19 protein-coding genes are annotated in these 17605 nt (G+C 46.7%); 8 read left to right on the top strand and 11 right to left on the bottom strand.

Annotated elements, in window-relative coordinates; translation table 11 throughout:
* Positions 1-200 precede the first annotated feature (200 nt).
* Positions 201-860, bottom strand: a complete 660-nt coding sequence (locus QUA04_RS12295) for an HAD family hydrolase (RefSeq protein ID WP_333257301.1) — start codon at positions 858-860, stop codon at positions 201-203.
* 111 nt (positions 861-971) lie between these two features.
* On the opposite strand from QUA04_RS12295, the gene QUA04_RS12290 reads away from it, so the two are divergent.
* Entirely contained in the window at positions 972-1724 is a 753-nt protein-coding gene (locus tag QUA04_RS12290; protein WP_333257299.1) for a Uma2 family endonuclease, read from the top strand.
* A 305-nt stretch (positions 1725-2029) separates the two neighbouring features.
* Positions 2030-3838 carry an aspartate kinase gene (locus QUA04_RS12285; protein ID WP_333257296.1) on the top strand — a complete coding sequence of 603 codons (1809 nt, stop codon included), beginning with the start codon at positions 2030-2032 and terminating at the stop codon, positions 3836-3838.
* A 376-nt stretch (positions 3839-4214) separates the two neighbouring features.
* Here the strand turns inward: QUA04_RS12285 and dcm are convergent, their stop codons facing one another.
* A complete protein-coding gene (gene dcm, locus QUA04_RS12280; protein ID WP_333257293.1) occupies positions 4215-5246 on the bottom strand; it encodes a DNA (cytosine-5-)-methyltransferase in 1032 nt (343 codons plus the stop codon).
* Between the two features lie 149 nt (positions 5247-5395).
* Positions 5396-5557 carry a hypothetical protein gene (locus tag QUA04_RS12275; protein WP_333257290.1) on the bottom strand — a complete coding sequence of 54 codons (162 nt, stop codon included), beginning with the start codon at positions 5555-5557 and terminating at the stop codon, positions 5396-5398.
* Positions 5558-5585: 28 nt separating this feature from the next.
* On the opposite strand from QUA04_RS12275, the gene QUA04_RS12270 reads away from it, so the two are divergent.
* On the top strand, positions 5586-5969 hold the full coding sequence (locus QUA04_RS12270; RefSeq protein WP_190734275.1) for a DUF4346 domain-containing protein: 384 nt from the start codon (positions 5586-5588) through the stop codon (positions 5967-5969).
* A 59-nt stretch (positions 5970-6028) separates the two neighbouring features.
* On the opposite strand, the gene psb32 is transcribed toward QUA04_RS12270, so the two are convergent.
* Positions 6029-6751, bottom strand: a complete 723-nt coding sequence (gene psb32 / locus QUA04_RS12265; RefSeq protein WP_333257287.1) for a photosystem II repair protein Psb32 — start codon at positions 6749-6751, stop codon at positions 6029-6031.
* Positions 6752-6883: 132 nt separating this feature from the next.
* Here psb32 and QUA04_RS12260 point away from each other — a divergent pair, with 132 nt between their 5' ends.
* Positions 6884-7114, top strand: coding sequence for a hypothetical protein (locus tag QUA04_RS12260; RefSeq protein WP_333257284.1), 231 nt, complete (start codon positions 6884-6886; stop codon positions 7112-7114).
* Between the two features lie 159 nt (positions 7115-7273).
* On the opposite strand, the gene QUA04_RS12255 is transcribed toward QUA04_RS12260, so the two are convergent.
* Positions 7274-7819 (bottom strand): NADPH-dependent FMN reductase, encoded by a 546-nt coding sequence (locus tag QUA04_RS12255; RefSeq protein ID WP_333257322.1) that lies wholly within the window; start codon positions 7817-7819, stop codon positions 7274-7276.
* A gap of 326 nt (positions 7820-8145) precedes the next feature.
* Here QUA04_RS12255 and ftsH point away from each other — a divergent pair, with 326 nt between their 5' ends.
* Positions 8146-10080, top strand: a complete 1935-nt coding sequence (ftsH, locus tag QUA04_RS12250; protein WP_333257281.1) for an ATP-dependent zinc metalloprotease FtsH — start codon at positions 8146-8148, stop codon at positions 10078-10080.
* A gap of 204 nt (positions 10081-10284) precedes the next feature.
* On the opposite strand, the gene QUA04_RS12245 is transcribed toward ftsH, so the two are convergent.
* Together QUA04_RS12245 and QUA04_RS12240 are read right to left on the bottom strand one after the other, a co-directional pair.
* The gene (locus QUA04_RS12245) at positions 10285-10839 is read right to left on the bottom strand and encodes a M23 family metallopeptidase (protein WP_445242318.1); all 555 of its coding nucleotides are present in this window, start codon (positions 10837-10839) and stop codon (positions 10285-10287) included.
* 264 nt (positions 10840-11103) lie between these two features.
* Positions 11104-11289: a hypothetical protein gene (locus QUA04_RS12240; RefSeq protein WP_333257276.1), complete on the bottom strand. Its 186-nt coding sequence runs from the start codon at positions 11287-11289 to the stop codon at positions 11104-11106.
* Positions 11290-11322: 33 nt separating this feature from the next.
* On the opposite strand from QUA04_RS12240, the gene QUA04_RS12235 reads away from it, so the two are divergent.
* Entirely contained in the window at positions 11323-11703 is a 381-nt protein-coding gene (locus QUA04_RS12235; RefSeq protein ID WP_190657649.1) for a hypothetical protein, read from the top strand.
* A 166-nt stretch (positions 11704-11869) separates the two neighbouring features.
* Here QUA04_RS12235 and QUA04_RS12230 read toward each other — a convergent pair whose 3' ends face one another.
* Positions 11870-12679, bottom strand: coding sequence for a phytanoyl-CoA dioxygenase family protein (locus QUA04_RS12230; RefSeq protein ID WP_333257272.1), 810 nt, complete (start codon positions 12677-12679; stop codon positions 11870-11872).
* Between the two features lie 168 nt (positions 12680-12847).
* Between QUA04_RS12230 and QUA04_RS12225 the strand changes: the two genes are divergently transcribed.
* Positions 12848-14296, top strand: coding sequence for an ATP-dependent DNA helicase RecQ (locus QUA04_RS12225; protein ID WP_333257269.1), 1449 nt, complete (start codon positions 12848-12850; stop codon positions 14294-14296).
* 195 nt (positions 14297-14491) lie between these two features.
* Entirely contained in the window at positions 14492-15457 is a 966-nt protein-coding gene (locus QUA04_RS12220; RefSeq protein WP_333257266.1) for an RluA family pseudouridine synthase, read from the top strand.
* Positions 15458-15691: 234 nt separating this feature from the next.
* On the opposite strand, the gene QUA04_RS12215 is transcribed toward QUA04_RS12220, so the two are convergent.
* The 3 genes from QUA04_RS12215 to QUA04_RS12205 all read right to left on the bottom strand — a co-directional run bounded on the left by QUA04_RS12215 (position 15692) and on the right by QUA04_RS12205 (position 17448).
* Entirely contained in the window at positions 15692-16369 is a 678-nt protein-coding gene (locus QUA04_RS12215) for an NERD domain-containing protein (RefSeq protein ID WP_333257263.1), read from the bottom strand.
* Positions 16370-16408: 39 nt separating this feature from the next.
* On the bottom strand, positions 16409-16546 hold the full coding sequence (locus QUA04_RS12210; RefSeq protein ID WP_333257260.1) for a hypothetical protein: 138 nt from the start codon (positions 16544-16546) through the stop codon (positions 16409-16411).
* A 143-nt stretch (positions 16547-16689) separates the two neighbouring features.
* Positions 16690-17448, bottom strand: coding sequence for a phycobilisome rod-core linker polypeptide (locus QUA04_RS12205; protein ID WP_333257257.1), 759 nt, complete (start codon positions 17446-17448; stop codon positions 16690-16692).
* Between the last annotated feature and the right edge of the window lie 157 nt (positions 17449-17605).

Below are 17605 nucleotides of genomic sequence, written 5' to 3'. Positions count from 1 at the left end.
TGTTAATTTATAATAGCTGTTCCAGGGATCACTCTATCTTTGGTATGGTTTACTTGGCAGAGTTTAGGCAGCTTACCAGTTCGCGCATTTATTTTTCCGCTTGAATCAAAATCTGATGCCCGGAGTCTCTATTGAAATATTTTGAATAAAAGACATAGGATTTAAACGATTCCAAATATCCAATAAAAAAACCGGAAAAATTAATGTTGAACGAACACAGCAAGTTCTGAAATATCGTCGACCGCGAAAGTCGGTTCTAGGGCGAGACACTGAGGGCGATCGCCATATCCGTAAGCCGCCCAACAAACATCTATCCCAGCATTTTTAGCAAACAGCAAATCAATCGCTGTATCGCCAACCATTAAAATTTGACTGTTATCCAAGTCCGGAAACAGCGGTTTAATAATTGAGTGAAACACCGCCGCTTCGGGTTTCATAACCATTTCTCCGTTGTCACCTAAAATCAAATCAAAAAAACTGTGAATTTTCAATTTTTGCAGTAACGAATTCACAAAACTAACGTGTTTGTTGCTAAAAACTCCCAAGCTCAATCCCGATTTGCGCGCCAACTGCAAGACTTGCTTTGTCCCGGTAAATAACTCTACCTGCTTTTCACCTTCCGTCCGATAATAAGAGCGGTAAGTTTCCACCCATTCAGGAATTGCGCTTTCCTCGATCGCCGGATGGAGGATTTTAAAACTATTTGGTAAATTGATGCCGATCGTACCTATAATAGTATCAGCACTAGGCGGGGTAATATTGTAACTTTCAAATGTTTTGGTAAAGCAAAATACAATAGCTTTGTGAGTAATTGCTAAAGTGCCGTCGAAGTCAAAAATAATTAACTTGTACTGACTCATATTATTTAATATATTCTATATAGCAACCGGAGGTTTTCCCTCACATAATAGCATTATTAGTCTTTCCTTCCCCAATTATAAGTATAATTTTTCAACATTCAAGAGGTCAATATGAGTATCACCAAAAAATCAGAAATTCTAGCCACAGATTTCCCAGACCACACTCAATTACCCGACTCCGACGGTACTTTTGTGAAAAACTTTCAAGAACATCCTCAAAGCATCCTGTTAACAACATCAATTAGACCGATTTTAGACCAAGTTCATCCCGACGGACAATACTGCATCGGTCAAGATTCCGGTATTTACTGGCGAGTGGCCGGGCCCCCGGAACCGCCAGAAAGAGCAGCCGAAGCACCTGATTGGTTTTACGTGCCCGACGTGCCGCCAACTCTAGACGGAAATCTGCGCCGTTCCTATGTAATGTGGCGGGAATTAATGCCGCCTCTAATTGTACTTGAATTTGTTTCTGGCGATGGCAGTGAAGAAAGAGATAGGACTCCTCGCCAGGGCAAATTTTGGATTTACGAGCGGATAATTCGACCTGCTTTTTACGGCATTTATGAAGTCAAAAAAGCCCAAGTTGAAGTGTATCATTTGGTAGAAGATAGATTTGAGTTACTGCCGGAAAATCAGCGCGGACATTACCAAATCGCACAAATAGGAGTGGAATTAGGCATTTGGCAAGGGGTTTATCAGGGCGTAGAGCTGCCTTGGCTGCGCTGGTGGGATGCTTCCGGGAATTTGCTGCCGGCGGCCGAGGAACGGGCAGAACAAGCCGAATTAGTGGCACAACGAGAACGACAAAGGCGCATAGAAGCTGAGTTGCGAATTCAAGCTTTAGAAGCGCGTTTGCGAGAGTGAGAAGGCGAGTAATTCGATTGTAGATTGTAGATTTTAGATTTTAGATTGGGGATGACTGATGATTATCGGGATTGGGTTCTTCATAAGTTATTCGCGATTATTCAATTCTTCAATCAAAAAGCTAAAGTCGCATAAGTCGCCGCTTCCGGTAGGGACACGGCAATTCAGTGTCCCTAGGAATATCATGTGCTGTAAAAACCCGATCGCCTAGCAGCCTCCTCAGAAACGATATAAACATTCATCGGTTATTATCAAAAATTTGCGTATATTAACTTAAGTATTGCATCACTTTTTGTGTAAGTCCTATGGCACTAATTGTTCAGAAATATGGCGGCACCTCGGTTGGCACAGTCGATCGCATTTTGGAAGTAGCCCGACGAGTTGTAAAAACAGCACAGCTCGGCAACTCTCTCGTTGTCGTACTTTCAGCGATGGGCAAAACCACCGACGGTTTAGTTAAACTCGCCAAGGAAATTTCCCCAAATCCCAACAAGCGGGAAATGGATATGTTGCTTTCCACTGGGGAACAAGTCTCGATCGCACTTTTGAGCATGGCATTGCAGGAAATGGGACAGCCGGCAATTTCCCTCACCGGCGCCCAAGTTGGCATTGTCACTGAAGCCGCCCACACCCGTGCCCGGATTTTGCGAATCGACCCAAATCGGCTTGAAAGCCAGTTAAAAAGCGGTAAAGTCGTTGTGGTTGCAGGTTTCCAAGGTATCGCCGATGCCGGAGAATTGGAAATTACCACCTTGGGCCGTGGCGGTTCCGACACAACAGCAGTTGCCCTCGCTGCTGCGCTGCGGGCAGACAGGTGCGAAATTTATACCGACGTGCCCGGAATTCTGACTACAGATCCGCGCTTGGTTGCCGACGCGCAATTGATGGACGAAATCACTTGCGACGAAATGCTGGAATTGGCGAGTTTGGGGGCAAAAGTCCTCCACCCGCGCGCGGTAGAAATTGCGAAGAATTACGGCGTGCCGCTGGTAGTGCTTTCTAGCTGGAGTGACGCCCCCGGTACGCGGGTAGTGTCCCCACCCCCGAAACTTCGGCCTTTGGAGGGTTTGGAGCTCGCAACAGCGGTGGATGCGGTGGAATTTGACTTAGATCAGGCAGGGGTGTCGCTGCTGCGTTTGCCCGATCGCCCCGGCGTAGCAGCGCGGTTGTTTGGTGCGATCGCCCAACAAAACCTCGATGTAGACTTAATTATCCAGTCAATTCATGAAGGAAATACTAACGATATTGCCTTCACCGTGACGCGAAAATCTCTGCAACAAGCCACCGCCGTTGCAGATGCAATTATTCCCACCCTCGGCAAGAATTCTCGCCCAGAATTGGGAGAACCGGAAGTGAAAGCAGAAGAGCGGCCAATAGCTAAAGTTAGCATTGCGGGTGCGGGAATGATCGGTCGTCCGAGGGTAGCGGCGCAGATGTTTAAGACTTTAGCGGATGCGGGGATTAACATTCAAATGATTTCTACATCCGAGGTGAAAGTTAGTTGTGCCATCAATGCCGAAGATTGCGATCGGGCCGTTGCCGAACTCTGCAAAGCATTTGATGTCGCCAACTCCCCTATTGGGCTGCATTCAGCATCCCACAAACCGCCCGCAGTCCGCGCCGTTGCGTTGGATCTCAATCAAGCGCGTCTAGCAATTCGCCAATTGCCCGATCGACCCGGAGTAGCAGCAAAACTGTTCGGACTTTTAGCCGAGGAAAATATCAGCGTAGACACGATCATTCAGTCGCAGCGCTGCCACAATATCGACGGCATATTAACTCGCGACATTGCATTTACCGTAGCCCAAATTGACGCCGAAGCTGCTAAAAAAGCCCTGGAAAAAGCCGCCCCCGAATTCGGCTGGGGCGAAGTAGCAGTCGATACACAAATTGCCAAAGTTAGCGTTGTCGGTTCCGGGATGGTAGCGCATCCGGGAGTAGCGGCAAAAATGTTTGAAGCGCTTTCCCGCCAGCAAATCAACATTCAAATGATTGCCACTTCCGAGATTAAAATTAGCTGCGTTGTGGATGAAGGACAAGCCGTAACTGCTTTGAAGGCTATTCACGCAGCCTTTGAACTTGCCGGCACTGAAAGAATCCAAGTTCCAGCCTAATACTTGTTTGCCGTCGGGAATTAAGATTGCGTCCGATCGGTGCTTGTATGGCGGTTTTCGGTAGGGACACGGCAGTGCCGTGTCCTTGCAAATATCGCGGACACAGCAATGCTGTATCCCTACAAATATATTCGGATTTGGGCACCGCACTGCCGTGTTCATACAAATATCGATCGACAGCCAAAGATCGGAGTTTTGAGTGCAAATTGTACAGCATGAGGCTATGTTAAAATGAAATTGGCGATCGAATTAAGGGATTTAATCTTAGTCCTGTATTAGTAGGGTGCGTCAGAACCAAAATCCTCGATCATCGCTCTCTACATCCGTCTGAGGCACCTTACAAGTCGATTGGAGTGTGACAATTGCGTAAGTGCTTTTAGAAAAGAGCAAGCTGTAAATATTCATTTATTCCTGTTGGCACTTCCTTAATTTCATCATACAATAAATTTTGACTTAATATTTCTTGCGCGATCGCCTCCACAACCGGCACACAAACCGAATTCCCAATTTGCTTGTAACTTTCCCCCGCACTCGGATAACTCTTAAAATCTTCAGGAAAACCCATAAGACGGTAACATTCCTTCAGCGTCAATTTTCTCACAATATCTTGCTCAGGAATGTAGATAAAAAACCGACCCGATGTTTCTTGCGAAGGAATTGTGGGATGCACTCCATCTACCGAATAAATTCGATTTGGCTGTCTGTGAACTCTCGATAAATGTTCTGTATTTGGCCTCACGCCAGTTTTCCAAGTACCTTTATTTCTGTAACCTACAAATACCAGTCCCGAATCTTGCTTTCTCGGAGACTCAATTAAAGTATACTCGGATTTATCCAATATTTCAAAATCCCCTGTCTTGTCTAGAAATTCCCTGAGCTTTGGAGTCAACCGGGTTTTAAGCCGAGAAAAATTGAATGGTTTACCTTTAGTTGCAATAATAAATATTCTTTCACGATGTTGAGGAATTCCAAAGTCTTTAGCATTCAGCATTTTGTAATTCACGCTGTATCCTAAATCTTCCAGACTGGCAATAATTACTTTTAAGGTATTTCCCTTGTCGTGATGGATTAAGTGCTTGACATTTTCGAGGACGATAACTTTAGGCTGCTTGATTTTGATAATTTTACAAATCTCGAAAAAGAGCGTGCCTCTAGTATCTTCAAAACCCAGCTTTTTGCCACAGATGCTAAAAGGTTGGCACGGAAATCCGGCGACTAAAATATCAAAGTCTGCTAACTCGACGGGATTAATTTTACTGATATCTCCAAAAGGAACCTCCCCGAAATTATCCGTGTAAACTTGTCGGCATTTACTGTTAATTTCGCAGGAAAAAACGCATTTAAAGCCTATTTTTTCAATCCCTTGTCTGAAACCTCCTATTCCTGAAAACAAATCTATAAATTTCATTTTGGCTCAGCTTTAACACTAACAAATCATCTATACAATAATAGCCGATTTTCCATCATAGATAAGTGAGCAACGACTAAAAAAACACAATACCCCGATCCCTCACTTCTTCAAGAAGTTGATGCTCTAACAGCGATCGCGTCTTAAGTTCACTCATCAATTTCTCTGTCGAGCCCGATCGACTGTAGCATAGGAGCGATCGGCAAATTGCAGGAATTGTCGAGCGTCCGAAATTTCCCCCCGCATTCAACCCACCAACCTGCCAAACTTGTCCCGAAGCCGACTAAACTAGAAATAGCAGAACAAATCACAGCTATTGTCTACTTTCTTTCACCAACCATGAGTCAAACCTTGGAAAATCTCACCGCAATCGATGACAAGCTATCCAAACGCCACATCGACCTCGATCCGGGCGGCTACTTCATCATTTATCTCGATCGCGAAACCAGCTTAATCTGTGCCAAACATTTCACCAACATCATCGACGATCGAGGCCTCGCCGTCGATCCCGAAACTGGTAAACCAATCCCCGCCCGCGGCAAAGTAGAACGCACTGAGGTCACACTTTTTACAGGTAGAACCGCCAAAGAACTTTGTGTCAAAATCCTAGAAGAAACCCGCCCCAGCCCGGTGACAATGTTAGATCACGCGGCTTATCTGGGACGGGAATTTGTACGGGCAGAAATTGCATTGTTGAGCGATCGAGAATACGTTCAAGATTAGTGCAGCCCTGCCAGAATTTCTGGACAAAACGGCAACTGATCGGATGGAAGCAGCACCGATCACGAAAAACCTTGATACCAGAAATAAGTCACCATCGGAATCACTGTCGCCAATACCAACAGCACAACCACAACAACTGTGGCATTGCCTTGGTCTGTTTCTTCAGCTTTTTTAAACGTGCCTTCAACTTGAATGTTGTCAACAACTTCAGGAGGACCCGGATCGGGTTCGCCCGACAAAACAGTTGCAATGCGCGTACTTGCAGCCGCAAATGCCTCGTTGTATTTATTGCCTTCCCGCAGCGGCACTTGCACGGTTTCCCCAGCCACACTCTGGGCAATTTCATCGGTTAGCAGGGATTTCACCCCTTCCCCCGTCCGAATTGCCGCACTGTTGGTAACAGTGTCGAGAACGAGTAAAATTTGATTAGTCTGGTCTTCTTTTGTGGGAAACCACTGTTCAAACAGTTGGTCGGTGAAAGTAGCAGTCGTTTCACCGTAGTCTAAGCGGTGGATGGTGACAAATCTGACTTGTTTCCCTGTTTTGTTTTCCAGGTTGTCGAGCACGCTGCTGATATTGCTTTCGCTGCTGCGGCTGAGCACGTCGCCTTTGTCGAACACCCAAGTTCGATCGCCCGCCGACAACACCGGTATTTCGTAAACGCCAGTCGCCAATGCCGGCAATACCGCCATCTGGGATGCAATTAGGACGATCGCGATCGTCGCGGCCAAAGGTTGGAGATATTTTCTCCAGTTAAATAATTGCTTCAGGAGTCTAGTCATGAGGTTAACCGTAAAACTGACTTTTTTCCAAAAATACTATAGAAACCCCCGTAAAATTCATTTTATGCAGGGCAATATTTACAATTAGCTCGCCAGTGGAACTCTCCGCCCGATTATTTTAGGATTCTAACTATGGAACCAGCAGACACTTATAAAGGTTGGATTATTCAATCCCAGAAAGTCTTCTACGTCGAGGTTTGGGATAGCCGCGGCAACCGCCACGTCGCCGTCCAAAATGCCAAGACTGAGGAGGAAGCTTTGGAATTGGCCAAAAAGTGGATAGACAAATATGAGTCAAAACCCGGAAGAATGGCGCTCGACGTACCCCATCCTTTCGGAGATATGATCGATATGCCATTTTGAAGTCAGTTGACTGTTGACTGTTGACTGTTAACAGTTACATTACAGCTTGTAGGGTACTCTACTAGAGAAAAAACCTCTTCAAATCGAGCAATTATGGCAACTGACGCATCCGAATAATATGCCAGTTGCGTCCTGGGGTGCGTTTTTCCTGAAATACAATTACGAAATTCCTCGCAATTTCCGCGTATTTTGCACCAAACTCCGAGTAAATTCGTCGAACCTTTCAGACAGTTTTTCATCCAACAATTTACCATCAGGACTAAAAGCTTTCCAAGCTTGTCCGATCGCAATTTGTTCGGGAATTACCCAAGCGTGCACCCATCTCAAAATCACGCGCAAATCGTTGAGTGCGTTGCTGTTAACTTGCCCTCCCAAAACACTAATCGCACCCGCAACTTTCCCGTCCAAATGCTCAAAACTCATCAAATCCAGGGCATTCTTGAGAGCACCGCTGACGCTACCGTGATACTCCGGCGTTGCCAACATCAAGCCGTCGGCTTGCTTAACTGCAGTTCGCAGCTTTTCCACATCCGGGTAATCTAGATAATCATTCTCGCCGTCGCAAAAGGGCAGCTTGAGCGATCGCAAATCGAATATTTCAACTTCTGCGCCCAGGGCCTGCGCCCGCTCTGCTGCCACCTTCAACGCTAACTTGCTGTAGGAGCCAGCCCGCAAACTTCCACCAATGCCGACAATTTTTACCATAAAGCTTAAAAACAATAACTGCTTTTCTAAAACGTACTCATTACGAGTATGATTAACATAACAAGTTCGATCGGCAACTGTCAAGTAAAGTTTCCGATGTAGAAAATAGAAGGAAGAACAGAAGGTTATGGGTAGGAGGGGTGAGTGCTCATAAGCCCGGTCAGGGAAAACACACTCGGATCGTTCACAAGCAACTATTTTGAGGCGTTTCTTAAGATGCCCGCCAGAGATAAACCCATCCAACACCCGCCATCTTGTTAAAATAAATGAACGTAGCAAACCAAAAGCGGTCAATCTTGGCAGTCTTCAACCTTGGGCAAAGCAATATGAAAAATTCTTGGAAACACGCATGGCTGGGGCATCTAGCTGTAAATAAAGACAAGTCGAGCCAGAATCCTAAAAAATCAATTCCAGGACGGAATCTTTGGCGCATCCTGGGCAGTTTGGTGATTTCTCAAGGAATATTGCTCTCGACCCCGGTGTTTGCCGACAGCGCGCCAAACACCATGAGTTACAGCCAACTGATCGACAACATAGAAAAAGGGCAAGTCAGTAAAATCGAAGTAGACGAAACTCAAAAAACTGCCAAAGTTAAACTAAAAAATCAAAAAAGCGATCAAACCCAATCAGTTAGTCTGTTCGATTACAACAACCGAGAACTGTACTCGCAAATCCGCGCCAAAAAGATTGACTTTGAAGTCAAACAAACAGCCGACAACGCCGCCGCAGTAAGTTTAGTAATAAACTTGCTAGTGATTTTTGCAGTGTTGGCAGTGTTGATGGCAATCCTGCGCCGATCGACCCAATCTCAAGGAAATGCCATGAACTTCGGCAAATCCAGAGCCCGTTTCCAAATGGAAGCCAAAACCGGCGTGATGTTCGACGACGTAGCAGGCATCGAAGAAGCTAAAGAAGAACTGCAAGAAGTCGTAACCTTCCTCAAAAAACCCGAACGCTTCAACGCCATCGGCGCCAAAATTCCCAGAGGAGTTCTGTTAATCGGGCCTCCCGGAACCGGCAAAACAATGCTGGCAAAAGCCATCGCAGGCGAAGCAGCCGTCCCCTTCTTCAGCATCTCCGGTTCCGAATTTGTCGAAATGTTTGTCGGAGTTGGCGCCTCCCGCGTCCGCGACTTGTTCAAGAAAGCTAAAGAAAATTCGCCCTGCATCGTGTTCATCGACGAAATAGACGCCGTAGGAAGGCAGCGCGGCGCTGGTATCGGCGGCGGCAACGACGAACGCGAACAAACTCTCAACCAGTTGCTGACAGAAATGGACGGCTTTGAGGGTAACAGTGGCGTGATTGTGATTGCAGCTACAAACCGGCCCGACGTACTCGATACCGCCCTGCTGCGGCCAGGCAGGTTCGATCGGCAAGTAACGGTAGATTTGCCCAGTTACAAAGGGCGTTTGGGGATTTTGCAAGTTCACGCACGCAACAAAAAACTCGACCCAGAAGTTGCTCTAGACACGATCGCCCGCCGCACTCCCGGCTTTTCCGGCGCTGACTTGGCAAACTTGCTCAACGAAGCAGCAATTCTCACAGCGAGGCGTCGCAAAGACACCATTACTAACCTAGAAGTTCACGACGCGATCGACCGGATCACGATCGGGCTTACGCTCAACCCGCTGCTGGACAGTAAGAAAAAGTGGATGACAGCATACCACGAAGTCGGACACGCCCTAGTCGCGACAATGCTCAAAAATGCCGACCCGGTGGAAAAAGTAACGATTATTCCCCGTTCCGGCGGCATCGAAGGCTTTACTAGCTTTGTGCTCGACGACGAAATGCTCGACAGCGAAGGTTTGAGGAGTCGGGCTTTGCTGTTAAACCGAATTAAAGTAGCTTTGGGGGGACGCGCGGCGGAGGCCGAAATTTATGGCGATGCTGAAATCGACACCGGTGCTGGTAGTGATCTCAGAAAAGTTAGCAGTCTCGCCAGGGAGATGGTAACGCTTTATGGAATGTCGGATTTGGGGCCTGTGGCTTTGGAAAGTCCGAACAATGAGGTGTTTTTGGGTCAAAACTGGAATTCGCGATCCGAGTATTCCGAAGACATGGCAATCAAGATCGATCGCCAAGTCCGGGAAATTGCCTTTGAGTGCTACGAAGAAGCTCGCCGAATTATCCGCGAAAACCGCGCTTTGGTAGACAAACTTGTCGAAGCGCTGTTGGATGAAGAAACGATCGACGGCGACGAATTCCGCCAAATTGTCGATCGGTACACCGAGTTGAACAAAAAAGAGTTGGCACCAACATAAAGAGTCAGTTGGCAGTTGGCAGTTGGCAGTTGGCAGTGGTCATTAGTTATATCATGTCCGCCTAATCACTTACGATATGTCCGCAGGGAGTGAAACGAAGCAATCGCAATGTTTCTGCGATTGCTTTTCTACGGTCGCAATGACAAGTGTTTAACCGGACAATATATTATTGGTAATAACAGTCAACAGTCAACAGTCAACTGTTTAAGATTGTTGCGCGTACATTTCCCGGAGTACCAAAGCCGGGTCTACCCAGCGGCCGCCGTACTTCAATCCCCAGTGCAAGTGAGGCCCACTCGTGCGGCCGGTCATCCCAACTCTGGCAATTCTCGCACCCGCAGGCACTGTTTGACCTTGCCAAATTTGCACGGTACCTTCGCGATCGGTATAATAACGCCCGCCGTTAGCCGTTAGCACTCGGCCTCCGAGGTGACAGTAGATGTGTTCCCAATTTCCCGATCGCACCACCATACCAGTGCCGCACCGGCCATCTTCCCAAACTTCCACAATTTGGCCACCCCACCAATTGCGGATATAGCTGCCTTCCGGGGCCGCCATGTCCAAACCGTAATGAAAATCCCCGCCACGGGGGCCGAAGGGGGAAGTGTATGTTTCAAAGTTTTCGACTGGAAAAGAAGCTTCTTGCCACAAATTACCCGTCGCTACTCTGCTTGGTAAGCCTGACTGAGCTTTGACCACCTGCTGCTGCAAATAAGGGCTGATCAACACAATGCCGATCGAAAGTGCCAGCAGCAGCATCTGTCTGAGACGAAAAAAGCGTTTTGCCGTCAGCGGGCCTCTAGAGTCTTGCAGGATTTTTTTCACGGCTCAAAGTTAAATGTGTGTGCGAGTGTGCGTTGTCTGTTAGGCTCACATCTTGCACCCTTGTCAATAAAGCTTTCAGGGGCGGGCTTTCGGGCCCGTTCCACAAAAAAATCATTCTTTGTGGAACGGGCCCGAAAGCCCGTTTCTGAGGTGCAAGATGTAAGTTATGCCAATTCGCTGCAAGATTGGCTTTGAGCTCTACCCGCGATCGCGAATCAGTTTAATAACAACGTGTATCTTACTCCATCCAAAACCCGTGTCAAGGCTTCCGGGTAAATGCCCAGGGGTGATAAAAAAAAATTGGCCGAGGAATTCGTGCTGCGGTTGAATTCGATCGAGCTTTTGCTTGACACTATAGTTAAGTTCGGGGATTTTGGATGACATCCAAAATCTCAAATTCTTAACACACATCAAGCAATGCTTACTGAAATTTTTCCCTTTAGTTTTGCCATAGACGCAACTGCGATCGCCGGTGCGTCCTTGTGGTCTTTGGCCCTATACTGGGGCCTGTCGCCCCTAACAGAATGGGTAATCCTGCAACTCAACCGCTGGATGAATTTTGCCGAGAGATCCCTCTACACCTCGGAAGCCGAGTTTGAAAGAACCCGCCAAGCGAGAGAAGCTCAAAATGCGTTTTACGCTTCGCTGTTGAGCATTGTGCCCTTTTTGATTGCGGGCGGATTGTGCAATTGGGGCGTAGAATTTTCTCTGGGCACAGGTTGGGCGGTATCTATGGGTACGATCGCCTGTATTGGTGGCGGCGTGTACGAGCTCGGCCGCCGTGACGGTCAATCTTAGGCGATTTTAGATTTGGGATTTTGGATTTTGGATTGCTCAAGATATTCGGAGATTTACCAGCCTCTAGAATTGATCGTAATCTCAAATCCAAAACTCAAAATCTAAAATAAATATGAAATTTCCCGTCTATTATCACTCGCGCCTCAAACAAAATTAGCAATGTATTTCAACCGTAATTTGACTCAGGATGTTTACCTAAAAGCCGCAGTTGCCGTTCAGTAGCCGTAGCGATAATTTCGGGGTTAAACTGCCACGGCCAAGGCGAAAATTTCTGCGCGATGTTGCGGTGGGAATAATGCACTTGCAGTAAGTAGCGAGTTCCATCTGTTGTCGTATTTTTGCCGCCGGAGTGCCAAATTTCACTGCGGAAAAATAACACATCTCCTGCTTTGCACAAAACTGGTTCGGGCGAGTGTCCGTTCCAAGTTTCTTCCCCGCGATCGGGTTTTCGACCAGATTTGTGACTACCAGGAATAATGTAGGTAGGACAGAGGTCTTCTGCGATGTCGCTGAGATAGAAATGGGCTGTACAAATCCATACTGGTAGTTGAAAAGTGCGATCTGCAAACACGCTTTCGGGCACGGGTACAAACACCTGATCGACGTGGACGCGCCAACCATCATAACCGGGCCCGCTTTTCCACGCAGTCATGCCGATAATATGGCAATCGCTGCCCATTAATGCTTCGGCTAACTCAATTATACCCGGTCGATCGGCATAGGAGAGCCACAGGCGATCGCGATTAAAAACGCACTTAAAATGCTGGTTCAATTCACTCCAACTGCTACCATCGAGTCCGAAGGGTTGGAGGCGATCGAGTGCTTCCTTGGCTTGCGCCACTTCCGACGGACTGAGTACACCAGGAATCAGCGCAAAACCATCTTCATGAACTGCTTCTACCGCCCCTGCTGTGTCGAAAAGATCACAAGTCTTTTGCCGATAGCTGAAAACTTCGCTTAACGTGCTTGCGTTCATAATTCAAAAAGTAAAATTATTAACTGTTATTAAATTAACACTTATTCTGCTCGATACTTGCATACTATGAAACTAGCCACCTGGTTTCTTGGTACATCAAGGCTTACACAAAATTTAATTATCTAGACACGCACTGCTCACATTACGTCTGATTTGGGAATAAATAAAATGAAATACCAACCAGAACCAATATCATTAAATCAAGCCCGCACCGCCTTCCAAAAAATCTGGGGATACGACGACTTTCGACCACCCCAAGGAGAAATCGTCGGTAGTTTATTAGCCGGAAAAGATACAATTATAATTATGCCAACAGGTGGCGGCAAATCAATCTGCTTTCAACTGCCAGCTTTGTTACAAACAGGCTTAACGTTGGTAGTTTCGCCGTTAGTCGCACTGATGGAAAATCAAGTACAAGAATTGCGTGATCGCAATCTTCCTGCTTCCCTCCTCCACAGTCAATTGCCAACAGCGCAGCGCCGACAAACTATGCAGTCGCTGCAACAAAACAAATTAAGATTGCTGTACCTGTCTCCCGAAACATTACTCAGCAAACCTGTTTGGGAAATTATCAGTCAGCCACACATCCAAATTAACGGTTTAATATTAGATGAAGCTCACTGTTTAGTACAATGGGGTGATACTTTTCGACCCGCTTACCGCCGCTTGGGAACAGTGCGGCCGGCTTTGTTGAAAGCTAAACCAGCAAACAGTAAAATTGCGATCGCAGCTTTCACCGCTACCGCCAACCCGGAAGCACAGCAGACAATCAAAAATGTCTTGCAACTGCAAAAACCAGAAGCCTTTCTCCTAAGTCCCTACCGTTCTAATCTGCACCTGCAAGTGCAGACAGTCTGGACGCCGAGAGGACGCAAGCAGCAGTTATTGAATTTTATCAAAGCTCGACCAAAACAAGCAGGTTTAGTCTATGTCCGCACCAGAAAAGATAGCGAGAACTTGGCGGATTTGTTGGAAACAGCAGGTTATGAAACAGCAGCATATCATGCAGGTTTGAGTCCAGAATCACGACGGAAAATAGAAACAGCTTGGCTGAACAATGAACTTAAATTCGTGACTTGTACCTCAGCATTCGGGATGGGAATTAACAAGCCCGATGTCCGGTGGGTTGTTCACTTTCAAGCACCTTTGCTATTATCGGAATACATTCAGGAAATTGGTAGAGGCGGACGGGACGGCAAATCGGCGATCGCCCTGACATTGATTAGCGAACCGACGGGTTTGCTTTATCCCGAAGATAAACAAAGAAAGGAATTTTTTCAAGATAAATTGCGATCGCAATACCGAGAAGCTCAGCAATTAGCCAAAAAATTACCAGTTAAAGGTGATATAGAAGCAGTTTCCCGCGAATTTCCCGAAAGCGCGATCGCCCTTTCAATCTTGCACAGCAGCGGACAATTAACATGGCGAGATCCTTTTAATTATGCGATCGACAAATCCGCACAGCAAAAAGGCGAAAAACAAAACTTTACCGCAGCGGAAGAAATGGCAAAATATCTCAAACATCGCGAGTGTAGGTGGCAATTTTTGCTGCAAGCTTTTGGGTTTGCCAAGGAAGCTACATCAATGCGCTGTGGCCATTGCGACAATTGTCGATAGAAAAGACGATTATACTCAAAGGACTTAACCACTCCGACCAAAGAAACCGGGTTTTTTACCGAGTCTGCGGGCAGAAACGAAGTATTGCTGTGAAAAAACCCGGTTTCTCGCTACCCGTGCGATCGCGAACTAACTCACAGATGTTATGATTAAGATATTTGCTTTACACACTTGGCAAAAAATAGTAAAAAGTAAATGATAGAAACAGACACTGCGGCACAGATTTACACAGTAGAAAATACAGAGGAATTCGATCGCAGTAATGTCAATCAGCGATTAGATATTTGGCTGTCAAACCAGATACCGGACTTATCCCGATCGCGAATCCAAAGCCTCATATCACAAGGCAACGTCAAAGTCAACGACGAAACCTGTACATCGAAAAAAATATCAGTAAAAACGGGCGATCGCATCCACCTCACACTACCAGAAGCCCAGCCCACAAAGTTGCAGCCCGAAGCAATTCCCCTCGACATCCTCTACGAAGACGACAGCCTAATTATCATCAACAAACCAGCCGGATTAGTCGTCCACCCAGCCGCTGGACACCAAGACGGTACATTAGTCAACGCCCTCTTAGCCCACTGTCCCCTAGCAGAAATAGGCGGAGTTCAGCGGCCGGGAATCGTGCACAGATTAGATAAAGATACAACAGGTGCGATCGCGATCGCCAAAACCGACATTGCCCACCAACACCTGCAAGCCCAACTCAAAAGCAAAACCGCCCGCCGCGAATATTTAGGCATAGTTTACGGTGCTCCCAACACCGAAACAGGCACAATAGACTTACCCATCGGGCGGCATCCCACAGACCGCAAAAAAATGGCGGTAGTACCAGTAGAAAAAGGGGGTCGCCCCGCAGTTACTCACTGGACAATCAAAGAAAGAATCGGCAACTATTGCTTAATGCACTATCAATTAGAAACCGGCCGCACCCATCAAATTCGCGTGCATACAGCGGAGATAAAACATCCCATTGTCGGCGACCCGATGTACAGTTCCAACCGTTCGATCGGCGTCAATTTAACCGGACAAGCCCTCCACGCATGGCGGCTGACATTGCAGCATCCCGTAACAGGAGAATTAATAGAGGCGATCGCACCTTTGCCCGATCAATTCCACACCTTGTTAAAAATATTGCGGTTGCGGGCTAATATTTGATAATTGGTATAACATTCGCCAAAGCTGTTATGACAAGTCCCATCAGGCGTTGAGAATTTTATCTACCTTGATTGCTTTGTTCAACATTCCGTCCAGCATATTGTTTGTACCTTAATTTTTTTTATAGCACAAGTATCACTTAGATGCTAGTGCAAGTCTGGGATGGTACTGCTGTGTGCAAATTTGTTGATCTCCAACATATTACTGTAGCTCTTGCTCTCATTTCTCCCCATCTTATCTACTTTTATAGGTGCGATCGAGTTCTTGCAATCCTGACACCAGATTGCCCAGTTCCATAACGTAAGCACCCCTAATCTTCTTTTTGTTGCTAAAACTCACTTTGGCATCGCTAAATACAACTACTGGAGTGACCTTGGTTAACTTCTTAGCTTTTTTGATAGCCGTAACTTCTTTGGCAATCTGTGCCAGAAAATCTTTCTCAAAATCTCTCAATTTCCCGTAAGATAGACGCTTGAGCACATCCCCATCCAACAGAACTACGGTTGAGTGAGACTTCACATCAAGGATAAAATTGACTCCTTTAGGCGATCGCAGCCACACATCGATATCGCCTACTTGCGGCAATCTTAAATTGTACTCAGCTATCCATCCAGATTGGATTAGGGACTCCAAAACTTGCTGAATCTTTTCTTCACCACAGGCCCCTTGGTCAAATCTCTGAGACGACTTCCAAAACGTTTTCCCGTCCTCAATCAACGGAAGGGCGATTAATGCCCCTATCAAAAGAGCTGCGACCAAAAATAAAGGAGCAAAAGGTGCTACCGCGTATACCAGCAGTGGCAACAACACCAGCCCTGTCGCGGCACCGTACCTGTATAAGGCTTTGGTACGAAGCTGTTTAGCATGGCGACGCAATGATTTTCCAGCACCTTCGTTATATTGCGGCTGCATAAATGCACCTATGCACTTATAGTTGACAATGGGAAAAGGTCAAATTATTTTTCTTCCTTCTTCCTTCTTCCTTCTTCCTTCTTCTTCCTTCTTCCTGACATCTGTTACATCCGTTACATCCGTTACAGAATCCGTTGCCGAACTTCCTTCTTCTTTCTTCCTTCTTCCTAATGACAAAAAATTATGAGTCCCGAGTTTTGGATTCCAAGTTTATCAAAAAACTCAAACCTCAAAACTCAAGACTCAAAACTCTCTCAGCCTAAAAGCCGATCGATTCAGTCGCTCGCCCGACACAAATAATTGCATCAGGGCAGCATCAATTACCGGCGACGGGGAACCATCGTCTCGATATTGATATTAGCCAGAGGCACGCGCTGCGGCGGAGTAGCAGGCATGGGCATATTGCGCGCCATACCCAAATAGTTCGACGGATCGCCAGCCTTCGGTTGCTTCTCTTGAGGAACAAAACGGCGCACGCCAGTCTGCCAGATGATTTGCGGGAAGCCAAGCTGCGAACGGTGGTATTCGCTGTAGCGGGGCGTCTTCAAGTTGAAAGGAGTGTCCCCTCCAACTCGCTGAGGCAAAATTCGGCGCTGCTGGTAAGGTACGGTATCGTAGCCGAACTTTTCCAGGTACTCTTCGCTATTGACCAACTCGTCAATAAAGCCTTGAGGCCCCTTATTGGCTACCACGATCGACCAAGCAATCTTTTCGCGCTCGCTGTACACATCCCGGCCCAAAACGCGCTGCACGCACATTTCCACAAACCGGTAATTGCTGTTAGTTTGATAATTCCGCTCTAGGAAAGGAGCAGAAGTCGCCAAACCGCGAATAAAGTCCCGCACAGTAATTTGGCCGAACTTGAGTTGCGACTCCAAAGACTTTTGGCGGTTGCTCTTGAGGATTTGGTGTTCGCTGTAAATCTGGCGATATCCAGCCCAAATCAAATTTTCCATGTCTCCAGACGAGAGCACATTTTCAGTTGTGAAAATTCTGGGCTTCTCGTCGCTCCCCACTTCAAAACCAGCAACGCGCTGGTTTTGGCTCTTGGGGGCGTAGCTTAACAAAGGTAGCGCCACGTTAAAATCTCCGTTATCTCAAATTTTAGAAATAGTTGACACCGTGAGCTGCCAGCAAAACGGATACAACTAACCAACATACAGATTAGGGGATTCCCGCAATCTAAATCTGATTTTCCTGAATTTTTGCAACAATCTGTAACATTTGTTGACTGTT

Origin of the sequence: Microcoleus sp. S13_C5 (assembly GCF_036700845.1) — a bacterium.
In the GTDB taxonomy this organism is placed as follows: Bacteria; Cyanobacteriota; Cyanobacteriia; order Cyanobacteriales; family Microcoleaceae; genus Microcoleus.
This window is presented reverse-complemented; position numbering and strand designations above follow the sequence as displayed.